The following is a 19,404-nucleotide window of genomic DNA, read 5'->3' as shown; positions in this document are numbered from 1 at the left end:
CCGACCTCACAGGAAGAGAGCTCCGATGAGCCCCGAGGACCCGCAGAAGACCTCCAACCTGAACCTGCCCAACGCGCTGACCGCCCTGCGCATCGCGCTCGTGCCGTTCTTCGTGTGGTTCCTGTGGGTCGGCGGGCCGCAGGGCGAGGACTCTGCGGGCATGCGGTGGGCCGCGCTCGTGGTCTTCGCGGCGGCGATGTACACCGACAAGCTCGACGGCGACATCGCCCGTGCCCGCGGACTGATCACGAGCTTCGGCAAGATCGCCGACCCCATCGCCGACAAGCTGCTGACGGGGGCCGCCTTCGTGCTCCTCTCCATGCTCGGCGAGCTGTGGTGGTGGGTCACGGTGGTGATCCTCGTGCGCGAGTGGGGCATCACGGTCCTGCGCTTCGTCGTGATCCGCTACGGCGTCATGGCGGCCTCCAAGGGCGGCAAGCTCAAGACGGTCCTGCAGACCGTCGCGCTCCTGCTGCTCCTGCTCCCGCTGGCCCCGGTCGTGGGCGCGTGGTGGCCCTGGCTGGGCTGGACCGCCATGGGCGCCGCGCTCGTCGTCACGGTCGTGACCGGCGTGGACTACCTGGTCAAGGCCGCGCAGCTGCGCCGGCGGGCGATCGCCGAGCGGAACCGCCCGTGACGGGCCCGAGCGAGGAGGCGGCCGGGCTGGTGCGGGAGGCGGTCCGGCGGGGGCTCACGCTCGCGACCGCGGAGTCCCTGACCGGCGGGGCCGTGGCCGCCGCCGTCGTCGACGTCCCGGGAGCGTCGGCCTGCTTCGAGGGCGCCGTCGTGTCCTACTCGAACCGGGTCAAGGAGGAGGTCCTGGCCGTGCCCGGCACGCTCCTGGCCGAGCGCGGGTCCGTGGACCCGGACGTCGCGGTCGCCATGGCCGAGGGCGCCCGCCGCCGGCTGGGCACGGACTGGGCCGTCGCCACCACCGGGGTTGCCGGCCCCGAGTCGCACGACGGGAAGCCGGTCGGAACGGTCTACCTGGGACTCGCGGGGCCGGGTGGGGCCACCGCCCACGCGCTCACGGTGGCCGGGGACCGCAGCGCGATCCGGGCGGCGGCGGTCCGGGCCGCGCTCGACCGGCTCCGTGCGGCGATCACGCTCCCAGCCAACTCACAGTGAAAAATTGCGGCCCGCGGGGAAGAATGGAACTGTCAGGGTGGTTAGGAATGATCGCAGGCTCGAGTTGAGCCGCTCGGAGTCAAGAAGCCTGCTGGCACACGCCGGGGGGACAACGCCCGCAGCAGGCGGTGAAGTTGCCGCACACACGAGGAGACAAGCGATTCAGATGACGAAGCAACCCGTGTCCGTCAATGGCGTCGTCCGTTGGAAGGACGTGGGACTGGACGAGGACGAGAGCACCGTGACGAAGGACATGAAGATCGGCGTACTCCGCCAGGAGATCGGCGAGGTCCTGCGCAGTGTCCGGCAACGCCAGGGCCGGACCCTCCGCGAGGTCTCCCACAGCGCACGCGTCTCCCTCGGCTACCTGAGCGAGGTGGAGCGAGGTCAGAAGGAGGCATCCTCCGAGCTGCTCGCCTCCATCTGCGCCGCGCTCGACATCCCGATGTCCCAGATGCTGCGCGAGGTCGCCGACCGCCTGGCCTACGCCGAGGGCCTGCTGGTTCCGGACACGGTCCCCAGCGACCTCACCGAGCAGTACTCTCGGGAGTTCGGCCGGGTCAACGGCGACGAGGCCGCGGCCGCGGGGGCCCGCTGACCCACTCCGGCGCTCGCCGCGCCGCCGATCCGCGGCGGGCCGGGCACCCCGCACGACGTCCCCGGAGGGCTCGTCGGTCCCAGGACCGCCGGGCCCTCCGGCATGCGGGGACCCGTGGGGCGCCGGTTGGGCGGCACCGGTCCGGCGGCACCCGACCAGAGGCGGCGCGGGCCGGCCGGGCCGCGGGGCCGCGCCGGCGGGCAACCCCCGGGAACGGTCCCGGGGGACAGTACGGAAGCAAGGAGGGGCGCGCATGCGGTTGAGCAGCTTCTGGCAGCTCATGGCTGACGAGTTCGGGGCGGGCTACTCGCGGGTGCTCGCCCGCGACCTCGTGCTCGGCGAGCTCGACCACCGCACGCCGGCGGAGGCGATCGAGTCGGGGGAGGACCCGCGGACGGTGTGGTTCGCGCTGTGCCGCGCCCAGGACGTCCCGGAGTCCCGGTGGTGGGGCGTGGACCGCCCGCCACGCGGTTGAGACCCCGCCGTGGACCGCGGCGACACTTCGAAGGTATATTCGACAGTGCGGTACGGACTGCACAGTACGGCCCGTGCCGGGCGGCCCCCGGAGCCCCGTCCCCGGACCGCGCGCACGGTCTTACGGTGTCCGACCCCGGCGATACCGTGGAACACGAGAAGACCAGTACGAACGGTTCCTGCCGCACCGGCGGAGCCCCCCGACCACGAGGTGAACCATGGCAGCCAAGGGCAAGACGAACAGCGCCGACCAGCAGTTCGGCAGCGACCGCGAGAAGGCCCTCGAGACCGTTCTCGCGCAGATCGACAAGAACTACGGCAAGGGCTCGGTCATGCGCCTGGGCGACCGCCCGGCCACGAAGATCGAGACCATCCCCACCGGATCCATCGCGCTGGACGTCGCGCTGGGCATCGGCGGGTTCCCGCGCGGGCGCGTCGTGGAGATCTACGGCCCGGAGTCCTCCGGAAAGACGACCGTGGCCCTGCACGCGGTGGCCAACGTCCAGAAGGCCGGCGGGATCGCCGCCTTCATCGACGCCGAGCACGCGCTCGACCCCGCCTACGCCGAGAAGCTGGGCGTGGACACCGACAACCTGCTGGTCTCGCAGCCGGACACCGGCGAACAGGCCCTGGAGATCATGGACATGCTGGTGGGCTCCGGGTCCATCGACATCATCGTGATCGACTCGGTGGCGGCACTGGTGCCCAAGGCCGAGATCGAGGGCGAGATGGGCGACAGCCACGTGGGCCTGCAGGCACGCCTCATGAGCCAGGCGCTGCGCAAGATCACCGGTCGGCTCTCGCACTCGAACACCACCGCGATCTTCATCAACCAGCTGCGCGAGAAGATCGGCGTGTTCTTCGGGAGCCCCGAGACCACCACCGGTGGCAAGGCGCTGAAGTTCTACGCCTCGGTGCGCGTGGACGTCCGCCGCATCGAGACCCTCAAGGACGGGGCGAACCCGGTGGGCAACCGGACCCGGGCCAAGATCGTGAAGAACAAGATGGCCCCGCCCTTCAAGCAGGCCGAGTTCGACATCCTCTACGGGGAGGGGATCTCCACCGAGGGCGGACTGATCGACATGGGTGTGGAGCACGGCATCGTCAAGAAGTCCGGCGCCTGGTTCACCTACGAGGGGGACCAGCTGGGCCAGGGCAAGGAGAACGCCCGCCGCTTCCTCAAGGACAACCCCGAGCTGGCCGAGGAGGTCGAGCGCCGCATCCTCGTGAAGCTCGGGATCGTCGGCGAGCCGGAGCTCGCCGAGGAGCCGGAGGCGCCCGAGCAGGAGCCCACCGGCCTGCCCTCCGAGCTCACCGGCCCGGCCTTCTGAGCGGGTCGATGACCGAGAGCCCCTACGCACGCCGCCGCCGGCGGTCCGCCTCCCGTCACCGCGGGCCGGAGGGCCCGGCGGCGTCGTCCGCCGCCGGGGACCCGGAGCCCGACCCCCGGGAGGTCGCACGGTCGATCGTCCTGCGCCAGCTCACCGCCTCGCCGAAGAGCCGGCAGCAGCTCGAGGAGAAGCTGGCAGACCGCAACGTCTCCGAGGACGTGGCCCGGGAGGTGCTGGACCGCTTCGAGGAGGTCGACCTCGTCGACGACGCGCAGTTCGCCGAGGTGTACGTCCGCTCGCGCGCGAGCTCGCGCAAGCTCTCCCGCTCCGCGATCCGGCGGGAGCTGGCGACCCGGGGTGTGACCGGCGAGACCGCGGAGGCCGCGCTCGAGCAACGCACCGACGAGGACGAACGGGCCGACGCCGCGGAGCTGGTGCGGCGCAGGTTCCCCGCCGCCGCGGACCTCACGGACCGTGCCGAGCGGGACCGGGCGGTTCGCCGGCTCGTGGGCATGCTCGGCCGGAAGGGCTACGCCCCGGGGCTGGCCTTCGCCGTCGTGCAGGACGAGCTGGCGGCCCGCACCGGGTCCGCCGGCCCGGCCGGGGCCCTGGACGCGGCGCCGGACGACGAACCCGACCTCGACACGCCCTGAGCCGGCAGGGCGCCGGTGCGCGTCGTCGGCCGCGCCCCGCACCGGGGCCGGCTCTCCGTCCCCGGGCTCCGGGCCGGACGCCTGTCCCGCGGCGACGCGAACGGGACGGGGCCCCGCCCCGCCCCGTACAATCGTCCGGTGATGTCGAGCCCCGCAGCCCTTTCCCCGCACCCGTCCGCGCCGTCCGCCGCCCCTCGGTCCTACGAGGTGCGCACGTTCGGCTGCCAGATGAACGTGCACGACTCCGAGCGGATCAGTGGCCTGCTCGAGGCGGCCGGCTGGGTCCCCGCCGAGGGCGGGGAACCTGACCTCGTGGTGTTCAACACGTGCGCCGTGCGCGAGAACGCGGACAACAAGCTGTACGGCAACCTCGGCCAGCTCGTGCCCGCCAAGAAGCGCAACCGGGACCTGCAGATCGCCGTGGGCGGGTGCCTGGCCCAGAAGGACCAGGACACGATCCTCGAGAAGGCGCCGTGGGTCGACGTCGTCTACGGCACCCACAACATCGGGTCCCTGCCCGCCCTGCTCGAGCGGTCCCGGCACAACGCCGAGGCGCAGCTGGAGATCCTCGACGCCCTCGAGGTGTTCCCCTCGACGCTGCCCACCAAGCGGGACAGCGCCTCCTCGGGGTGGGTCTCGATCTCCGTGGGCTGCAACAACACGTGCACCTTCTGCATCGTCCCGTCCCTGCGGGGCAAGGAGAAGGACCGCCGGCCCGGTGACGTGCTGGCGGAGGTGCAGGCGCTCGTCGACGACGGCGCCGTGGAGGTGACGCTGCTCGGGCAGAACGTCAACTCCTACGGCGTGGAGTTCGGGGACCGCGGAGCCTTCGCGAAGCTGCTGCGCGCGTGCGGGGCCATCGAGGGCCTCGAGCGCGTGCGCTTCACGAGCCCCCACCCCGCCGCGTTCACCGACGACGTGATCGAGGCCATGGCCGAGACGCCCAACGCCATGCCCCAGCTGCACATGCCGCTGCAGTCCGGCTCGGACCGCGTCCTCCAACAGATGCGGCGCTCCTACCGCGCGAAGAAGTTCCTGGGGATCCTCGAGAAGGTCCGCGAGCGCATCCCGGAGGCCGCCATCACCACCGACATCATCGTGGGCTTCCCCGGGGAGACGGAGGAGGACTTCCGGGCGACCCTGGACGTCGTCGAGGCCTCCCGCTTCTCCTCCGCGTTCACCTTCCAGTACTCCATCCGCCCCGGCACCCCGGCGGCCGAGATGGACGAGCAGGTGCCCAAGGCCGTGGTGCAGGAGCGCTTCGAGCGGCTCGTGGCCCTGCAGGACAGGATCTCCGCCGAGGAGAACCGCCGGATCGTCGGCCGGCAGGTGGAGCTGCTCGTCACCGCGGAGGCCGGCCGGAAGTCCGGCACCACCCACCGGCTCTCCGGCCGCGCCCGGGACCAGCGGCTCGTCCACTTCTCCGTCCCCGGGGGAGCACCGGCCCCGCGGCCCGGCGACTTCGTGACCGTGACGGTCACCGACGCCGCCGCCTACCACCTCGTGGCCGACCCGCGAGGCCCCCAGGACTACGCGCTGCGCCGTTCCCGGGCCGGGGACGCCTGGGACCGCCGGCAGGCGGAGTCCTGCGGTGCGCCCGCCGCGACGGGCGGCTCCGTCCCGGGGCCCGTCGTCCTGGGCATGCCCGGGCTGCCCCCGCGGTGAGCGACCGGCCGGTCGTCGCCGTCGTCGGGCCCACCGGCACCGGCAAGACGGCCCTGGGCGTCGAGCTGGCGCTGCGCCTCGGCGGGGAGGTGGTCAACGCCGACTCCATGCAGTTCTACCGCGGCATGGACATCGGCACCGCCAAGGCCACGGCCGAGGAGCGGCGCGGGGTGCCGCACCACCTGCTCGACGTCCTGGAGGTCACCCAGGAGGCCTCGGTGGCGGACTACCAGCGCCGGGCCCGCGACTGCTTCGCCGAGATCCGCGCCCGCGGGCGGGTGCCCGTGCTCGTGGGCGGCTCCGGGCTCTACGTGCGGGCCGCCCTGGACGTCCTGGAGCTGCCCGGCACGGATCCCGCGGTCCGGGCCCGGATCGAGCAGGAGCTCGCCGCGCAGGGACCCGGAGCCCTGCGGGAGCGGTTGCGGCAGGTGGACCCGGAGTCCGCGGACCGGCTGAGGGACGACCGGCGCGTGGTGCGCGCCCTCGAGGTGTGGGAGCTGACCGGACGCCCCTTCACCTCGTTCATGCCCCGCCGGGAGTACGTGGGGCCGACCGTGCAGCTCGGGCTGGACCTCGACCGGGCGCAGCTGCACTCCCGGCTGGCCCGGCGGGTCGACGCCATGGTCGCGGCCGGGCTCGAGGACGAGGTGCGCGAGCTCGCCCGCCGAGGGCTGCGCGCGGGACGCACCGCGTCGCGCGCGCTGGGCTACGGCCAGTTCCTGGACGTCCTGGACGGGCGCGCCACGGTGGCCGAGGCGACCGCGGCGACCGTGGTGGCCACCCGGCAGTTCGCGCGGCGTCAGCTGACGTGGTTCCGGGCGGATCCGCGCGTGCACTGGCTGGACGCCGCCGGACCCGGGTTCGTGGAGCACGCGCTGGCGACCGTGGCGCGGACCCGGGCCTGAGCCCCCCGCGCCGCGCCGGGTATCATGTCGGGGTGACCTCCGCCCAGCCCCGGACCCCCCTGACCGCTTCCGACGACACCCCGTCCCCCTGGGGCGGACTGCGGGGCCGCCGCTTCTCGAAGGGCCACGGCACCGGCAACGACTTCGTGCTGCTGACCGACCCGCAGGGCGAGCTGGAGCTCGACCCCGAGCTCGTGGCGCTCGCCTGCGACCGCCACCGCGGCATCGGCGGCGACGGGCTGATCCGGGCAGTGCGCTCGGAGGCGCTGCCGGAGGGACGCGATCTGCTGGCCGGGGCCCCGGACGCCGAGTGGTTCATGGACTACCGCAACAACGACGGCTCGGTCGCCGAGATGTGCGGCAACGGCGTCCGCGTGTTCGTCCACCACCTGATCCAGGAGGGACTCGCCGAGGTTCCCGAGGGAGAGGTGCTGCGCATCGGCACCCGCGCCGGGGTCAGGGCCGTGGCCCGCACCGACGCCGGCTACGCGGTGGACATGGGGCCGTGGACCTTCCTGGACGGCGAGGCCGCACGCTCGCGGGGATCGGACGCCGTGGTGACCGCCCGGGGGCTCAAGGTGGCCCGACCCGCGCTGTCGATCGGCATGGGCAACCCGCACACGGTGGTGGCGCTCGCCGAGGGGGAGAAGCTGGACCAGCTCGACCTGTTCACCGCCCCCACCGTCCGGCCGGTCCCCGAGGAGGGCACGAACGTCGAGTTCGTGGTCCCGGCCGACGGCGACGACGACGGCGTGGGCCGGGTGCGGATGCGGGTGCACGAGCGCGGCGTGGGCGAGACCCAGTCCTGCGGCACGGGCGCCTGCGCGGCGGCGGCCGCGACCCGGTTCTGGGGCGGGGTCACCGCCCCCGACCAGTGGCTGGTGCAGGTGCCGGGGGGCGTGGTCTCCGTGACCTTCGTCCCCGCCCCGGACGGGGCGGAGCACGTCGTGCTGGCGGGCCCCGCGGTGATCGTGGCCCACGGCACCTTCGCCTGAACCGGAGGGCCGGTCAGGACCCCCGCCCGACCCGCAGCACCCGGAAGCCCTTGTCGGTCGCGTGCCGCGACACCGCGTACTCGGCCCCGAGGGCCGCGCCCAGCCACTTCTGCAGGGAGTCGGCGCCCAGGTTCTTCTGCACGACCAGCCACGCCGTCCCGCCCGGGGCCAGACGGGGCAGCCAGTGCAGGAGCAGCTCGTGCAGCTGCTGCTTGCCGATCCTGATCGGCGGGTTGGACCAGATCGTGTCGAAGCGACGGCCGGCGGGCACCCGCTCGGGCAGGAGCACCTCGACGTTGGTCAGGCCCAGGGACGCCGCGTTGTCCCGGGTCAGGCCCAGGGAGCGCTCGTTGACGTCCACCGCCGTGACCCGGGCACCGGGCGCGGCGCCGGCCATGCTCAGCGCGATCGGCCCCCAGCCGCACCCGAGGTCCAGCAGCTCCGCCCCGGTGGGGTCGGGAACATTTTCCAGCAGCACGGACGTTCCCCTGTCCAGACCACGGGGGCTGAAGACCCCGTTGGAGGTCTGGAGGGCCACCTCCCGTCCCCGCAGGAGGACGGCCACGGTGCGACGCTGCTCCGGCCCCGTGGGCTCCTCGGAGAAGTAGTGCTCGGTCCCCGGGTTCGGGGTCGCCGGGCCGGCCACGGGGTCGGGGGTCTCGGAACGCGAAGCCATAGCTCCTCATGCTACCGACCGGGACCGGCCGGCCCGCCGCCGGGACGGGCCGACCGGGTGTCGGCCACCCGGACTAGAATGGGCGCACCACATGCCCGCGAAAGGAACCATGACGCATCCCCGTGAGACCCCTGCCGAGCCCCGCCCCGAGACGGCGGAGGCCGGGAACGGCCTGAGCCGGCAGGAGCTGGAGGACGTCGTCGAGCGCGTCCTGTCCCGGGCGCGCGCCCGGGAGCAGTCGGCCGGCGAACCCCTCCGGGACGGCGCCGCGGCGCCGGCCCCGCACGACACCGCGGCGGACGCGGGACGGCTCACCGGCCGGGCCCGGGAGATCGCCGACGCCGAGGACGAGCACTCCGTGCACGACGGCGAGCAGCAGGACCTCGAGGAGCGCCGCGCCCTGCGCCGCGTCGCCGGGCTGTCCACCGAGCTCGAGGACGTCACCGAGCTCGAGTACCGGCAGCTGCGGCTCGAGCGCGTGGTCCTGGCCGGACTGTGGACCGAGGGCACCCTGGCGGAGGCGGAGAATTCCCTGCGGGAGCTCGCCGCGCTCGCCGAGACCGCCGGCTCCGAGGTGCTGGACGGCATCGTGCAGCGCCGGACGAAGCCGGACCCCGCCACGTACCTGGGCTCGGGCAAGGCCAAGGAGCTGCGGGACATCGTGGCGGCCACGGGCGCCGACACCGTCGTGGTCGACTCCGAGCTGGCCCCGTCCCAGCGCCGCGGGCTCGAGGACGTCGTGAAGGTCAAGGTCATCGACCGCACGGCGCTGATCCTGGACATCTTCGCCCAGCACGCCAAGTCCAAGGAGGGCAAGGCCCAGGTCGAGCTGGCCCAGCTCGAGTACCTGCTCCCGCGCCTGCGCGGGTGGGGCGAGTCCCTGTCCCGTCAGGCCGGCGGTCGCGCCGCCGCGGGCGAGGGGATCGGCTCCCGTGGCCCGGGCGAGACCAAGATCGAGCTCGACCGGCGCCGCATCCGCACCCGGATGGCCAAGCTGCGCCGGGAGATCGCGGCCATGAAGCCGGCCCGCGAGACGAAGCGGCTCAACCGCCGCCGCAACTCCGTGCCGTCCGTGGCGATCGCCGGGTACACCAACGCCGGCAAGTCCTCGCTGCTGAACCGGCTGACGGGCGCCGGCGTGCTCGTGGAGAACGCGCTGTTCGCGACCCTGGACCCCACCGTCCGCCGCGCACAGACGCCGGACGGCATCGGCTACACCCTCTCGGACACGGTCGGCTTCGTCCGCTCCCTGCCCACGCAGCTCGTCGAGGCGTTCCGCTCGACCCTCGAGGAGGTCGCCGACGCGGACCTCATCCTGCACGTGGTGGACGCCTCCCACCCCGACCCCGAGGGGCAGATCCGGGCGGTGCGCCAGGTCTTCGCGGACATCGACGCCCAGAACATCCCCGAGATCATCGTGCTGAACAAGGCCGACGCCGCCGACCCCTTCGTCGTGGAGCGGATCAAGCAGCGCGAGCGCAACGTCGTGGTGGTCTCCGCCCGCACGGGGGAGGGCATCGGGCAGCTGCGGGAGCGCATCAGCGAGTCGATCCCGCGCCCGGAGACGGTGCTGGACCTGGTCGTCCCGTACCAGCGCGGGGACGTGGTGAGCCGGCTGCACGACTGGGACGCGGAGATCCTGCGCACGGAGCACCTCCCCGAGGGCACGCACCTGCTCGTGAAGGTCCGCGAGGACCTCGCGGCGGAGCTGGCCCCGTTCGCCCCCGAGAACGCGCCCGGCTTCGGCGCCGAGAGCGCCTGAGGGCGTGGCCGCCGTCGTGGACGCCGCCGTGGACGCTGCCGGGCGGGACGGTGCCCGGGTGCGCCCCGAGACGCTCCCCGGCGCCGCGGAGGCGCTGAACCTGCTGGACACCGCGGTCACCGCGATGGGCGGTCAGGTCCGGGACGGCCAGCGGCTGATGACCGCCAAGGTCGCCGAGGCGCTGGACCGCCGCCGGCACCTGCTCGTCCAGGCCGGGACCGGGACCGGGAAGTCCCTGGCCTATCTCGCCCCGCTCGTCGAGCACGCCCAGCACGCGGACAAGCCGGTGGTCGTGGCCACCGCGACCCTCGCGCTGCAGTCGCAGATCGTGGGCCGGGACGTCCCGCGGCTGCTGGCCGCCCTCGAGGGCGAGCTCGAGCGGGAGGTCGACGTCGCCCTGCTCAAGGGCCGGAGCAACTACGTGTGCCGGCACAAGCTCGAGGGCGGGTACCCGTCCGACGACGAACCCGGGGCGCTGTTCGCGCCGCCGGACGCGGCCCCGCACCCGGGGGCCGCTGCGCCGGAGACCTCCGGGAGCCCCGGCCGGCTCGGCCAGGAGGTCCAGCGCCTGCGCGAGTGGGCGCGCTCCACGGGGACCGGGGACCGGGACGAGGTGCTGCCTGGGGTCGGTGAGCGCGCCTGGCGGCAGGTCTCCGTGACCGCCAAGGAGTGCCTGGGCCGCAGCTGCCCCTTCTTCGAGGACTGCTTCGCGGAGCTCGCGAAGGAACGGGCCGCGGAGGCCGACATCGTGATCACCAACCACGCCCTGCTCGCGATCAACGCCTTCGAGGGGATCACCGTGCTGCCCGAGCACGACGTCGTGGTCATCGACGAGGCCCACGAGCTCCAGGACCGGGTGACCGGGGCCGTCACCGGCCAGCTCTCGGCCGCGATGGTGCGCGCGGCGGCCGCGTCCCTGCGCAAGCACACGAGCGCCGCCCCCGACCCTCTGACCGCCGCGGCCGCGAACCTCGAGGGCGCCCTGGCGGGGGCTCCCGCCGAGCTGCTCCACCGCGGCCTCGACGACGCCCAGGCCGCCGCCGTGGCGCAGGTCCGCGACGCCGCACGCACGGCCATGACCGAGTCCAAGGCGAGTGCGGGAGGCTCCGGCGGGGAGCGGGACGGGGACGCCGGGCGCCAGATGGCCCGTTCCCGGGTCAGCGACGTGCTGGAGCTCGCCGAGCGGGTCCTCGCCGCCCCGGAGCAGCGCGAGGTGCTGTGGATCTCCCGGCAGGGCGGCTGGGAGCCCGGCCGCGGGTACGTGCCCGCGGCGGAGACGGACCCGGCGACCCTGCACGTGGCGCCACTGTCGGTCGCGGGGACCCTCCGGGAGGGCCTGTTCGACGGCCGGACCGTCGTGCTGACCTCGGCGACCCTGGCCGTGGGCTCGTCCTTCGACTCCGCCGCCGGGGCGCTCGGCCTGCGCGGGGAGGGCGCTCCACGCTGGGAGGGCGTCGACGTCGGCAGCCCGTTCGACTACCCGCGCCAGGGCATCCTCTACCTGGCCGAGCACCTCGAGAAGCCGGGCCGCCGGCCCACCGGGGCCCAGCTGGACGAGATGCTCGCGCTGCTCGAGGCCTCACGGGGCGGCGCCCTGGGACTCTTCTCGTCCCGGCGCGCCGCCGAGGAGGCCGCCGAGGCGCTGCGGGAGCGCACCGACCTGCCGATCCTCTGCCAGGGGGACTCCTCCCTCCCCGGGCTCGTCCAGCAGTTCACGGACGAGCCCGCCACGAGCCTGTTCGGGACCATGAGCCTGTGGCAGGGCGTGGACGTGCCCGGGGACTCCTGCCGGCTCGTGATGATCGACCGCATCCCGTTCCCGCGGCCGGACGACCCCCTGGCGACCGCCCGCAGCCGCGCCACGGAGCGTGCCGGGGGCAACGGCTTCATGGCCGTCTCGGCGACGCACGCGGCCGTGCGCCTGGCGCAGGGCACCGGGCGGCTCATCCGCTCGGGCGGGGACCGCGGCGTGGTGGCGATCCTGGACTCCCGGATCGCCACGGCGCGCTACGGCGGGTTCCTGCGCGCTTCGCTGCCGCCCCTGTGGACCACCACGGACCGGGCGACCGTGCTCGGGGCCCTGCAGCGGCTGGCCGGCGCCTGACCCCGGCCCGGCGTCCGGCCGGAGACCGCGTCAGAGGCTGCGCAGCACCGAGACGACCTTGCCCATGACCGTGGCGTGGTCGCCGAGGATCGGCTCGTAGCGGGTGTTCTGCGGGAGCAGCCAGGTGTGGCCGTCGCGCTGGCGGAACGTCTTGACGGTCGCCTCCTCGTCGAGCAGGGCCGCCACGATGTCGCCGTTCTCGGCGGAGCTCTGCCGCCGCACGACGACCCAGTCGCCGTCGCAGATGGCGGCGTCGATCATGGAGTCGCCCCTGACCCGGAGCATGAACAGCTCGCCGTGCCCGACCAGCTGGCGGGGCAGGGCCAGGACGTCCTCGACCGCCTGCTCGGCCGTGATGGGACCGCCGGCCGCGATGTGGCCCACGAGCGGGACCATCGTGACGTCCGAGGACGTCGACAGCTCGGCGACGGGGCCCGGTGCGCCGGCCGCGGGCGCGGCGGCGGCGTCCTGGGCGGGGGCGTCGGAGGTCCCGGCGTCGTGCAGCCGCAGGGGGGTCAGGACCTCCATGGCCCGCGGCCGCTTGGGGTCGCGGCGCAGGTAGCCCAGCTGCTCCAGCCGGGAGAGCTGGTGGGTGACGCTCGAGAGCGAGGCCAGGCCCACGAGGTCGCCGATCTCCCGCATCGACGGCGGGTAGCCGTGCTCGGCGATGGAGCGCTGGATGGCCTCGAGGATCGTCCGCTGGCGCACGGTGAGACCGCGGCCGCTGCTGCGGACGGGCCGCGGACGGGGGTCCTCGGGGGTGGGGCGCTGGGCCATGGGAGCGTCGTCCTTTCCCGTCCGGATGGTGGTGCCGCCGTCGGCGCACACCGGTCCGGTTCCGATGTCGGACCCGGGTGGTTCCATGATTCCCGGAGCGCCAGGGCGCCGGATGGCCCGGAGCGTGCCGGCCGGAGGCCCGGACGTGCTCCCAGCCTAGGCGAGACCCCCGGTGGCTTCAAACACTTGTACGAACGGGTCTCGACATTCTTCGCAGACCCGTGCTAGACATGGAACTCCACGATTCGAACACATCTTCGAACGCCTGCCGGATCACGATCCCGGCCGGGCGACCCGGAGTCCGAGATCGTCCGCCTCGTGCGGGAACGTCAAGGAGGTCAAGTCATGAGTGCCAGCACCACCCTCGGCGCCGTCCGTCCGCACCGTCACCCCGCCGGCCCGCCGCGGGGCCGGCCCGCCCTGCTCCTGCGCCCCGCCGCGGAGGCTCCGGCGCCGCGTGCCCCGCTGACGCTCACCCGACGCGGCCGCCTCGTCCTGCTGGGCCTTCCCGTGCTGGCCGGCTCCGCGGCCCTCGTGGTGCTCGCGGTGGTCTTCCTCGTGCCGTCCACCGCCACGGCCACGAGCGGGCCCGTTCCGGGCGCGGGAACGGAGGTCGTCACCGTGTTCCCGGGTCAGAGCCTGTGGGAGCTGGCGCTGGCGGCCGAGCCGGACCGCGACCCGCGGGACGTCGTGGACGAGATCGTGGAGCTCAACGACCTGCGCACCTCCCGCCTCGTCGCCGGCCAGCAGCTCGAGGTCCCCGCGGTCTGAGCCCGTTCCGCGGCCCCCGGGCGGGGGCCCGGACGCCGGACCCGGGCCCCGGCGCGAACCCCGGGCGGCCGGTGCGAACTCCGGGCGGCCGGTGCGGCGCCGGGACCCGAACTCGGGCACTAAACTGTCCGGGTGACGCAGAACCTGGACCGACTCAACGCCCTCCCGCTCCGCGACGACCTGCGCGGCCGGACGCCGTACGGCGCCCCGCAGCTCGACGTCGCCGTGGCCCTGAACACCAACGAGAACACCCACCCGGTCCCGCAGGACGTGCACGCCGCGATCGTCGAGGAGGTCGCCGCCGCGGCCCGGACCCTCAACCGCTACCCGGACCGGGAGTTCACCGTGCTGCGCGAGGAGCTCGCCGCGTACCTCGGCCACGGACTGACCGCCGAGAACCTGTGGGCGGCCAACGGGTCCAACGAGATCCTGCAGCAGATCCTCCAGGCCTTCGGCGGGCCCGGGCGGAACCTGCTGACCTTCGTCCCCACCTACTCCATGTACCCGTTGCTCGCCGCCGGCACGCACACCGGCTTCGTGGCGGGGGAGCGCGCCGCGGACTTCGGCCTCTCCGCCGAGTCGGCCGCCGAGCAGGTCCGCCGCCACCGCCCCGACGTCGTGTTCCTGTGCTCGCCCAACAACCCCACGGGCACGGCCCTCGGGGCGGACGTCGTCACCGCCGTCTACGAGGCGGGGGAGCCGTTCCGCACGGTCGTGGTCGTGGACGAGGCCTACGCCGAGTTCTCCCACGGCGGCACGTCCACCGCGCTCTCGCTGCTGGAGGGCCGGCCGCGCCTCGTCGTCTCCCGCACCATGAGCAAGGCCTTCGCCCTCGCCGGAGCGCGCCTGGGCTACTTCGCGGCCGCGCCCGAGGTCGCCGACGCGGTGCGGCTCGTGCGCCTGCCGTACCACCTCTCCGCGGTCACCCAGGCGACCGCGCTCGCGGCCCTGCGCCACTCGGCGACCCTGCTGGCCGACGTCGAGGACATCAAACGGCAGCGGGACCGGATCGTGGACGGTCTGTTGCGCCTCGGCCTGAAGCCCGCCGCCTCGGACTCCAACTTCGTGTTCTTCGGCGGCATGGCCGACTCCCGGGCCATGTGGGAGGCGCTGCTCGAGGACGGCGTGCTCGTGCGGGACGTCGGGATCCCGGGGCACCTGCGGGTCACGGCGGGCACCGAGGCGGAGACCACCGCGTTCCTGAGCGCCATGGAGCGCGTCGTCGCCACCGGCTGAGGCGGGAGCGGCCCGCACCGTCCGGCACCCGGGGCGGCCCGCACCGCCGGGCCCGGATACCATGGAGCCAGACCACCACCGGAGCCGACGCGCCGCCCCTGCCGGGCGGCCCGGTCCGGACCACCCGCGGCCCGCCGACGGCCGCGCCGCGCCCGCGAGGAGTTCCACCCGCATGACCGACCAGACCCCCGTCCGCGCCCCCCGCCGCGCGTCCCTCGAACGGCGCACGAGCGAGTCCTCGGTGTCCGTCGAGATCGACCTGGACGGCACCGGCGCGAACGACATCGAGACCTCGGTGCCGTTCTACGACCACATGCTGACCGCGCTGTCGAAGCACTCGCTGATCGACATGCGGATCCGCGCGACCGGCGACACGCACATCGACGTCCACCACACCGTCGAGGACACCGCGATCGTCCTCGGCGACGCCCTGCGCCAGGCCCTCGGGGACAAGGCGGGCATCCGCCGCTTCGGCGAGGCCACCGTGCCGCTGGACGAGGCCCTCGCCAACGCCGTCGTCGACATCTCCGGGCGCCCCTACGCCGTGCACACCGGGGAGCCGGAGGGCCAGCAGTACCACCTCATCGGCGGGCACTTCACCGGGTCCATGGTCCAGCACGTCCTCGAGTCCCTCGCCCACCACGCGGGGATCTGCCTGCACGTGACGCTCCTGGCGGGCCGGGACCCGCACCACATCGCCGAGGCCCAGTTCAAGGCGCTGGCCCGGGCCCTGCGGCAGGCCGTGGAGCCCGACCCCCGGGTCACCGGCATCCCGTCCACGAAGGGCGCCCTGTGAGCGCGGGGCGCGACGACGGCGTGCCGGAGGCCACGGCGCGGCCCGGCGACGGCCCGGCCGGCCGGCCGACCGTGACCGTCCTGGACTACGGTGCGGGCAACGTCCGCTCGGCCGTGCGCGCCCTCGAGGCGGCCGGCGCCGACGTGGTCCTCAGCGCCGACCCGCAGACGGTGCTCGACGCCGACGGGCTCGTCGTCCCCGGCGTCGGCGCGTTCGCCGCCGTCATGGACGGGCTGCGCTCCGTGGACGGACTGCGCCTGATCGGCCGGCGCCTGGCCGGGGGACGTCCCGTCCTCGGCATCTGCGTGGGCCTGCAGGTGCTCTTCGAGGCCGGCGTCGAGCACGGCCGGGAGACCGCGGGCATGGCGGAGTGGCCCGGCGTCGTCGAACGGCTCAAGGCGGACGTCGTGCCGCACATGGGCTGGAACACCGTGGAGCCGCCCGAGGACACGGTGCTGTTCCGCGGGATCGAGGACGAGCGCTTCTACTTCGTGCACTCCTACGGGGTGCAGGAGTGGAACTTCCCGCAGTCCATCGGGAGGATGAAACCCCCGCAGGTCACCTGGTCCGACCACGGCGGGCGGTTCGTCGCCGCCGTGGAGAACGGCGCCCTGTGCGCCACGCAGTTCCACCCCGAGAAGTCCTCCGACGCCGGCATCCAGCTGCTGCGCAACTGGCTGGCCACCCTGCCGCGCACCGGACGGCTCGACCACCTCAAGAGCGGGGACCCGCTGCACGGGGACACCCTGGCCGGCCGGCCCACGCTCGGCCACGACGAGGACGGCGCGTGAGCGCGGCCGTCGTCCTGATGGCGCTCGGCGCGTTCTTCGTCGGCGGCGCCATCTCCTTCCAGCGGCAGCACAAGCCGGCCTGGACGGTCGGCCTCCTGGCCCTGATCGCCGCGCTGCTCGTCGGCTACGGCTGGTACTCCTGGTTCCAGGCCCGCTGACCCCTCCGCCCGACCACCACCCCGATCCCGATCCCGAGATGAGAGATTCCATGCCCCTGAGCGAGACCCCCCGCCTCCAGCTGCTGCCCGCCGTCGACGTCGCGGACGGACAGGCCGTGCGCCTGGTCCAGGGCGAGGCCGGCTCCGAGACCGGCTACGGCGACCCGCTCGAGGCGGCGCTGGCCTGGCAGGAGGCCGGCGCGGAGTGGATCCACCTCGTGGACCTGGACGCCGCCTTCGGCCGCGGCGACAACATCGACGTGCTGCGCCGGGTCGCCGGCGAGCTCGACCTGAAGGTCGAGATGTCCGGCGGCATCCGCGACGACGCCTCGCTCGAGCGGGCGCTGTCCCTGGAGCCGGCCCGGATCAACCTCGGCACGGCCGCCCTGGAGCACCCGGAGTGGACGCGGCGGGTCATCGCCGAGCACGGGGACGTGATCGCCGTGGGCCTGGACGTGCGCGGCACCGTGCTCGCGGCCCGCGGCTGGACCCAGGAGGGCGGCGACCTGTGGGAGGTCCTCGACCGGCTCGAGGCCGACGGGTGCGCGCGCTACGTCGTCACCGACGTCACCAAGGACGGCACCCTCAAGGGCCCCAACCTGGACCTGCTCAAGGAGGTCGCGGTGCGCACCGACAAGCCCGTGGTCGCCTCGGGCGGGATCTCGTCCCTGGAGGACCTCGCGGCCCTGCGCACGCTCGTGCCCTCGGGCGTGGAGGGGGCCATCGTGGGCAAGGCCCTCTACGCCGGCCGCTTCACCCTCCCCGAGGCGCTCGACGTGGCGGGCCGGCCGGGATCCCGGTGACGGGGCGGGAGCTCCCGCCGCACGTGGCCGCCCAGCTCGCGAGCGCGGGCGGCGCGGAGGACACCGGCGGTCAGGCTTGGGCCGGGCGGAACCTGGGGGAGGGCACCAGCCACACCCACCTGTTCCCGGACGACGACGGCGCCGCGGTCCCCGCCGTGGTCCGGGCCCTGGCGGCCCTGCGCGCCGGGACCGGGGACGAGGCCGCTGTGGTCGCCGCCCTCGCGGGGACGCGGGTCTTCGTGCCCGTGCTCGCCCAGGTCTCCTCGTCGACGGTCACCGATGCCGGGTTCGTCGCGGACAAGGAGGCCGACATGGCACTCGTCTCCCTGCGCGCGGCCGACGGCCGGGCGGTCCTGCCCGTCTTCACGTCGACGGACGCACTCGGGGCCTGGCACGGCTCGGCACGTCCGGTGGCCACGGACGTCCGGCGGGCGGCGCTCGCGGCGGTCAAGGACGGCACGCAGCAGCTCGTGCTGGACCCGGGGAGCGCGCTGCCCTTCGTGGTCCGCCGTCCCGCCCTGTGGGCCCTCGCCCAGGGGCGGGGGTGGACGCCGGCCTACCGCAGTCCCGCCGTGCAGGAGGCCGTCCGGCGCTGCGCCGCGGACCTGCCCGGCGTGGTCTCGGCGGCGACCGCCCCCGGCAGCGGCGTGGCCGTGCGCGACGCCGACGGCACCGAGGTTCCCGGCGGCGGTGCCGGCCCGGAGCTCGCGGTCGTCCTCGCCCTGCGCCCCGGCCTCGACCGCGCGCGGCTCGACGACGTCGTGGCCCGCTTCCAGGCCCGGCTGAGCACCGAGCGGTCTCTCGCCGAGGACGTGGACTCGATGCAGCTGCGCCTCACGACGGCGGGTGGAGCCGGGGCGGCCGGCGGCGCCGCGACGGGTCGGGACCGGCTCAGCCGACCGGGCCGGTGAACTTCTCGCCGGGCCCCTGTCCCGGGGCGTCCGGGTAGAGGGACGCCTCGCGGAACGCCAGCTGGAGCGTGCGCAGGCCGTCGCGCAGCGGGGCGGCGTGCTGAGAACCGATCTCCGGGGCCGCGGCCGTCACGAAGCCGGCCAGCGCGGTGATCAGCTTGCGGGCCTCGTCGAGGTCCTTGAGCTCGTCCGCGTCCTCGCCGGCGGCCAGACCGCACTTCACGGCGGCCGCGCTCATCAGGTGCACGGCCGCGGTCGTGATGACCTCGATGGCGGGGACCTCCGCGATGTCCCGCATCTGCTCGTCGACGGCGCTCACCGTCTCCTGCGGGATGTCCTGGCCGGACGGGGCGGTGTCGTCGTCGTAGCGGAACGTGTTCTCGGAAGTCATGGTGCAACTCTGCCACACCCCCCGTGCGCGAGGCCTATCCTGCAGGGAAGGCCGGCCGGGTGGTCCGGCGGGAGGTGCGGGTGGCTGTGTGGATCGGATGGATCGAGTTCGACGTCCTGCTGGGGGACGTCCACTCCCTGAAGGGCAAGCGCTCCGTGGTGCGCCCGCTCGTGGCCGAGCTGCGCCGCCGCTTCCCGGTGAGCGTCGCGGAGGTCGGCCATCTCGACCTGCACCGGCGGGCGCTCGTCGGGGCGTCCGTGGTCACCGGTGAGGCGTCCTACGTCGTGGAGGTGCTCGACGAGGTCGAACGGTCCGTGGCCACCCGACCGGAGATCGAACTGCTCTCCGCCCGTCGCGGCCTGCACAGCACCGGGGACGACTGACCCCGGGTTCCCCGCCGCGCCCGGGATGCGCTAGACTCGTCGGCAGTGTGCAAGTGGAGGAGACTCCCACCCGCGCCGGCCACGGTCGCCTCGCCC

General features: G+C 74.3%; 22 protein-coding genes. 19 read left to right on the top strand and 3 right to left on the bottom strand.

Annotated elements, in window-relative coordinates; translation table 11 throughout:
* Positions 1 to 25 precede the first annotated feature (25 nt).
* The 9 genes from pgsA (at position 26) to dapF (ending at position 7,749) form a co-directional block, all read left to right on the top strand.
* Positions 26 to 637, top strand: coding sequence for a CDP-diacylglycerol--glycerol-3-phosphate 3-phosphatidyltransferase (gene pgsA / locus ACH9EU_RS17585; protein ID WP_396415195.1), 612 nt, complete (start codon positions 26 to 28; stop codon positions 635 to 637).
* Positions 634 to 1,128, top strand: a complete 495-nt coding sequence (locus tag ACH9EU_RS17580) for a nicotinamide-nucleotide amidohydrolase family protein (protein WP_396415194.1) — start codon at positions 634 to 636, stop codon at positions 1,126 to 1,128. The genes pgsA and ACH9EU_RS17580 overlap by 4 nt, the downstream gene beginning before the upstream one ends.
* A 166-nt stretch (positions 1,129 to 1,294) precedes the next feature.
* Entirely contained in the window at positions 1,295 to 1,726 is a 432-nt protein-coding gene (locus ACH9EU_RS17575) for a helix-turn-helix domain-containing protein (RefSeq protein WP_396415193.1), read from the top strand.
* Positions 1,727 to 1,979: 253 nt separating this feature from the next.
* A complete protein-coding gene (locus ACH9EU_RS17570; protein WP_396415192.1) occupies positions 1,980 to 2,201 on the top strand; it encodes a DUF3046 domain-containing protein in 222 nt (73 codons plus the stop codon).
* 217 nt (positions 2,202 to 2,418) lie between these two features.
* Complete coding sequence (gene recA, locus ACH9EU_RS17565; RefSeq protein WP_396415191.1) at positions 2,419 to 3,531, top strand: recombinase RecA; 1,113 nt, start codon at positions 2,419 to 2,421, stop codon at positions 3,529 to 3,531.
* 8 nt (positions 3,532 to 3,539) lie between these two features.
* Positions 3,540 to 4,184 carry a RecX family transcriptional regulator gene (locus ACH9EU_RS17560; protein WP_396415190.1) on the top strand — a complete coding sequence of 215 codons (645 nt, stop codon included), beginning with the start codon at positions 3,540 to 3,542 and terminating at the stop codon, positions 4,182 to 4,184.
* Between the two features lie 141 nt (positions 4,185 to 4,325).
* Complete coding sequence (miaB, locus tag ACH9EU_RS17555) at positions 4,326 to 5,849, top strand: tRNA (N6-isopentenyl adenosine(37)-C2)-methylthiotransferase MiaB (RefSeq protein WP_396415205.1); 1,524 nt, start codon at positions 4,326 to 4,328, stop codon at positions 5,847 to 5,849.
* Positions 5,846 to 6,754 carry a tRNA (adenosine(37)-N6)-dimethylallyltransferase MiaA gene (gene miaA, locus ACH9EU_RS17550; protein WP_396415189.1) on the top strand — a complete coding sequence of 303 codons (909 nt, stop codon included), beginning with the start codon at positions 5,846 to 5,848 and terminating at the stop codon, positions 6,752 to 6,754. Before miaB ends, miaA begins: the two co-directional genes overlap by 4 nt.
* A gap of 32 nt (positions 6,755 to 6,786) precedes the next feature.
* A complete protein-coding gene (gene dapF / locus ACH9EU_RS17545; RefSeq protein WP_396415188.1) occupies positions 6,787 to 7,749 on the top strand; it encodes a diaminopimelate epimerase in 963 nt (320 codons plus the stop codon).
* Between the two features lie 13 nt (positions 7,750 to 7,762).
* On the opposite strand, the gene ACH9EU_RS17540 is transcribed toward dapF, so the two are convergent.
* Positions 7,763 to 8,425: a methyltransferase gene (locus ACH9EU_RS17540; RefSeq protein WP_396415187.1), complete on the bottom strand. Its 663-nt coding sequence runs from the start codon at positions 8,423 to 8,425 to the stop codon at positions 7,763 to 7,765.
* Between the two features lie 109 nt (positions 8,426 to 8,534).
* Between ACH9EU_RS17540 and hflX the strand changes: the two genes are divergently transcribed.
* The gene (gene hflX, locus ACH9EU_RS17535) at positions 8,535 to 10,187 is read left to right on the top strand and encodes a GTPase HflX (protein ID WP_396415186.1); all 1,653 of its coding nucleotides are present in this window, start codon (positions 8,535 to 8,537) and stop codon (positions 10,185 to 10,187) included.
* 28 nt (positions 10,188 to 10,215) lie between these two features.
* Positions 10,216 to 12,291, top strand: a complete 2,076-nt coding sequence (locus ACH9EU_RS17530; protein ID WP_396415204.1) for a helicase C-terminal domain-containing protein — start codon at positions 10,216 to 10,218, stop codon at positions 12,289 to 12,291.
* A 30-nt stretch (positions 12,292 to 12,321) separates the two neighbouring features.
* Here the strand turns inward: ACH9EU_RS17530 and lexA are convergent, their stop codons facing one another.
* Entirely contained in the window at positions 12,322 to 13,068 is a 747-nt protein-coding gene (gene lexA, locus ACH9EU_RS17525; RefSeq protein ID WP_396415185.1) for a transcriptional repressor LexA, read from the bottom strand.
* A 345-nt stretch (positions 13,069 to 13,413) separates the two neighbouring features.
* Between lexA and ACH9EU_RS17520 the strand changes: the two genes are divergently transcribed.
* The 7 genes from ACH9EU_RS17520 to ACH9EU_RS17490 all read left to right on the top strand — a co-directional run bounded on the left by ACH9EU_RS17520 (position 13,414) and on the right by ACH9EU_RS17490 (position 18,534).
* Positions 13,414 to 13,839, top strand: a complete 426-nt coding sequence (locus ACH9EU_RS17520) for a LysM peptidoglycan-binding domain-containing protein (RefSeq protein ID WP_396415184.1) — start codon at positions 13,414 to 13,416, stop codon at positions 13,837 to 13,839.
* A 132-nt stretch (positions 13,840 to 13,971) separates the two neighbouring features.
* Positions 13,972 to 15,075 (top strand): histidinol-phosphate transaminase, encoded by a 1,104-nt coding sequence (locus ACH9EU_RS17515; protein ID WP_396415183.1) that lies wholly within the window; start codon positions 13,972 to 13,974, stop codon positions 15,073 to 15,075.
* A 172-nt stretch (positions 15,076 to 15,247) separates the two neighbouring features.
* On the top strand, positions 15,248 to 15,871 hold the full coding sequence (gene hisB / locus ACH9EU_RS17510; protein ID WP_396415182.1) for an imidazoleglycerol-phosphate dehydratase HisB: 624 nt from the start codon (positions 15,248 to 15,250) through the stop codon (positions 15,869 to 15,871).
* Entirely contained in the window at positions 15,868 to 16,662 is a 795-nt protein-coding gene (hisH, locus tag ACH9EU_RS17505) for an imidazole glycerol phosphate synthase subunit HisH (protein ID WP_396415181.1), read from the top strand. Before hisB ends, hisH begins: the two co-directional genes overlap by 4 nt.
* Positions 16,659 to 16,820 (top strand): hypothetical protein, encoded by a 162-nt coding sequence (locus ACH9EU_RS17500; RefSeq protein WP_396415180.1) that lies wholly within the window; start codon positions 16,659 to 16,661, stop codon positions 16,818 to 16,820. Before hisH ends, ACH9EU_RS17500 begins: the two co-directional genes overlap by 4 nt.
* A 50-nt stretch (positions 16,821 to 16,870) precedes the next feature.
* Entirely contained in the window at positions 16,871 to 17,623 is a 753-nt protein-coding gene (gene priA / locus ACH9EU_RS17495) for a bifunctional 1-(5-phosphoribosyl)-5-((5-phosphoribosylamino)methylideneamino)imidazole-4-carboxamide isomerase/phosphoribosylanthranilate isomerase PriA (RefSeq protein ID WP_396415179.1), read from the top strand.
* Between the two features lie 23 nt (positions 17,624 to 17,646).
* On the top strand, positions 17,647 to 18,534 hold the full coding sequence (locus ACH9EU_RS17490) for an SseB family protein (protein ID WP_396415178.1): 888 nt from the start codon (positions 17,647 to 17,649) through the stop codon (positions 18,532 to 18,534).
* On the opposite strand, the gene ACH9EU_RS17485 is transcribed toward ACH9EU_RS17490, so the two are convergent.
* Positions 18,515 to 18,925: a DUF1844 domain-containing protein gene (locus ACH9EU_RS17485; protein WP_396415177.1), complete on the bottom strand. Its 411-nt coding sequence runs from the start codon at positions 18,923 to 18,925 to the stop codon at positions 18,515 to 18,517. The two genes, ACH9EU_RS17490 and ACH9EU_RS17485, sit on opposite strands and share 20 nt — an antisense overlap.
* An 86-nt stretch (positions 18,926 to 19,011) precedes the next feature.
* Here ACH9EU_RS17485 and ACH9EU_RS17480 point away from each other — a divergent pair, with 86 nt between their 5' ends.
* Entirely contained in the window at positions 19,012 to 19,308 is a 297-nt protein-coding gene (locus ACH9EU_RS17480) for a DUF503 family protein (protein WP_396415203.1), read from the top strand.
* The last annotated feature ends 96 nt before the right edge of the window (positions 19,309 to 19,404 follow it).

This window comes from Kocuria rhizosphaerae, assembly GCF_044462265.1.
Lineage (GTDB): Bacteria > Actinomycetota > Actinomycetes > Actinomycetales > Micrococcaceae > Kocuria > Kocuria rhizosphaerae.
Note: the sequence above shows the minus strand (reverse complement) of the source record. Positions and strands in the feature narration are given on the sequence as shown.

Coding starts and splice junctions, on each gene's coding strand:
- ACH9EU_RS17540 (WP_396415187.1), bottom strand. CDS start 8,425: ATGGCTTCGCGTTCCGAGACCCCCGACCCCGTGGCCGGCCCGGCGACC.
- ACH9EU_RS17520 (WP_396415184.1), top strand. CDS start 13,414: ATGAGTGCCAGCACCACCCTCGGCGCCGTCCGTCCGCACCGTCACCCC.
- miaB (WP_396415205.1), top strand. CDS start 4,326: ATGTCGAGCCCCGCAGCCCTTTCCCCGCACCCGTCCGCGCCGTCCGCC.
- priA (WP_396415179.1), top strand. CDS start 16,871: ATGCCCCTGAGCGAGACCCCCCGCCTCCAGCTGCTGCCCGCCGTCGAC.
- lexA (WP_396415185.1), bottom strand. CDS start 13,068: ATGGCCCAGCGCCCCACCCCCGAGGACCCCCGTCCGCGGCCCGTCCGC.
- ACH9EU_RS17485 (WP_396415177.1), bottom strand. CDS start 18,925: ATGACTTCCGAGAACACGTTCCGCTACGACGACGACACCGCCCCGTCC.
- pgsA (WP_396415195.1), top strand. CDS start 26: ATGAGCCCCGAGGACCCGCAGAAGACCTCCAACCTGAACCTGCCCAAC.
- hisB (WP_396415182.1), top strand. CDS start 15,248: ATGACCGACCAGACCCCCGTCCGCGCCCCCCGCCGCGCGTCCCTCGAA.
- hflX (WP_396415186.1), top strand. CDS start 8,535: ATGACGCATCCCCGTGAGACCCCTGCCGAGCCCCGCCCCGAGACGGCG.
- ACH9EU_RS17560 (WP_396415190.1), top strand. CDS start 3,540: ATGACCGAGAGCCCCTACGCACGCCGCCGCCGGCGGTCCGCCTCCCGT.
- ACH9EU_RS17575 (WP_396415193.1), top strand. CDS start 1,295: ATGACGAAGCAACCCGTGTCCGTCAATGGCGTCGTCCGTTGGAAGGAC.
- recA (WP_396415191.1), top strand. CDS start 2,419: ATGGCAGCCAAGGGCAAGACGAACAGCGCCGACCAGCAGTTCGGCAGC.
- ACH9EU_RS17570 (WP_396415192.1), top strand. CDS start 1,980: ATGCGGTTGAGCAGCTTCTGGCAGCTCATGGCTGACGAGTTCGGGGCG.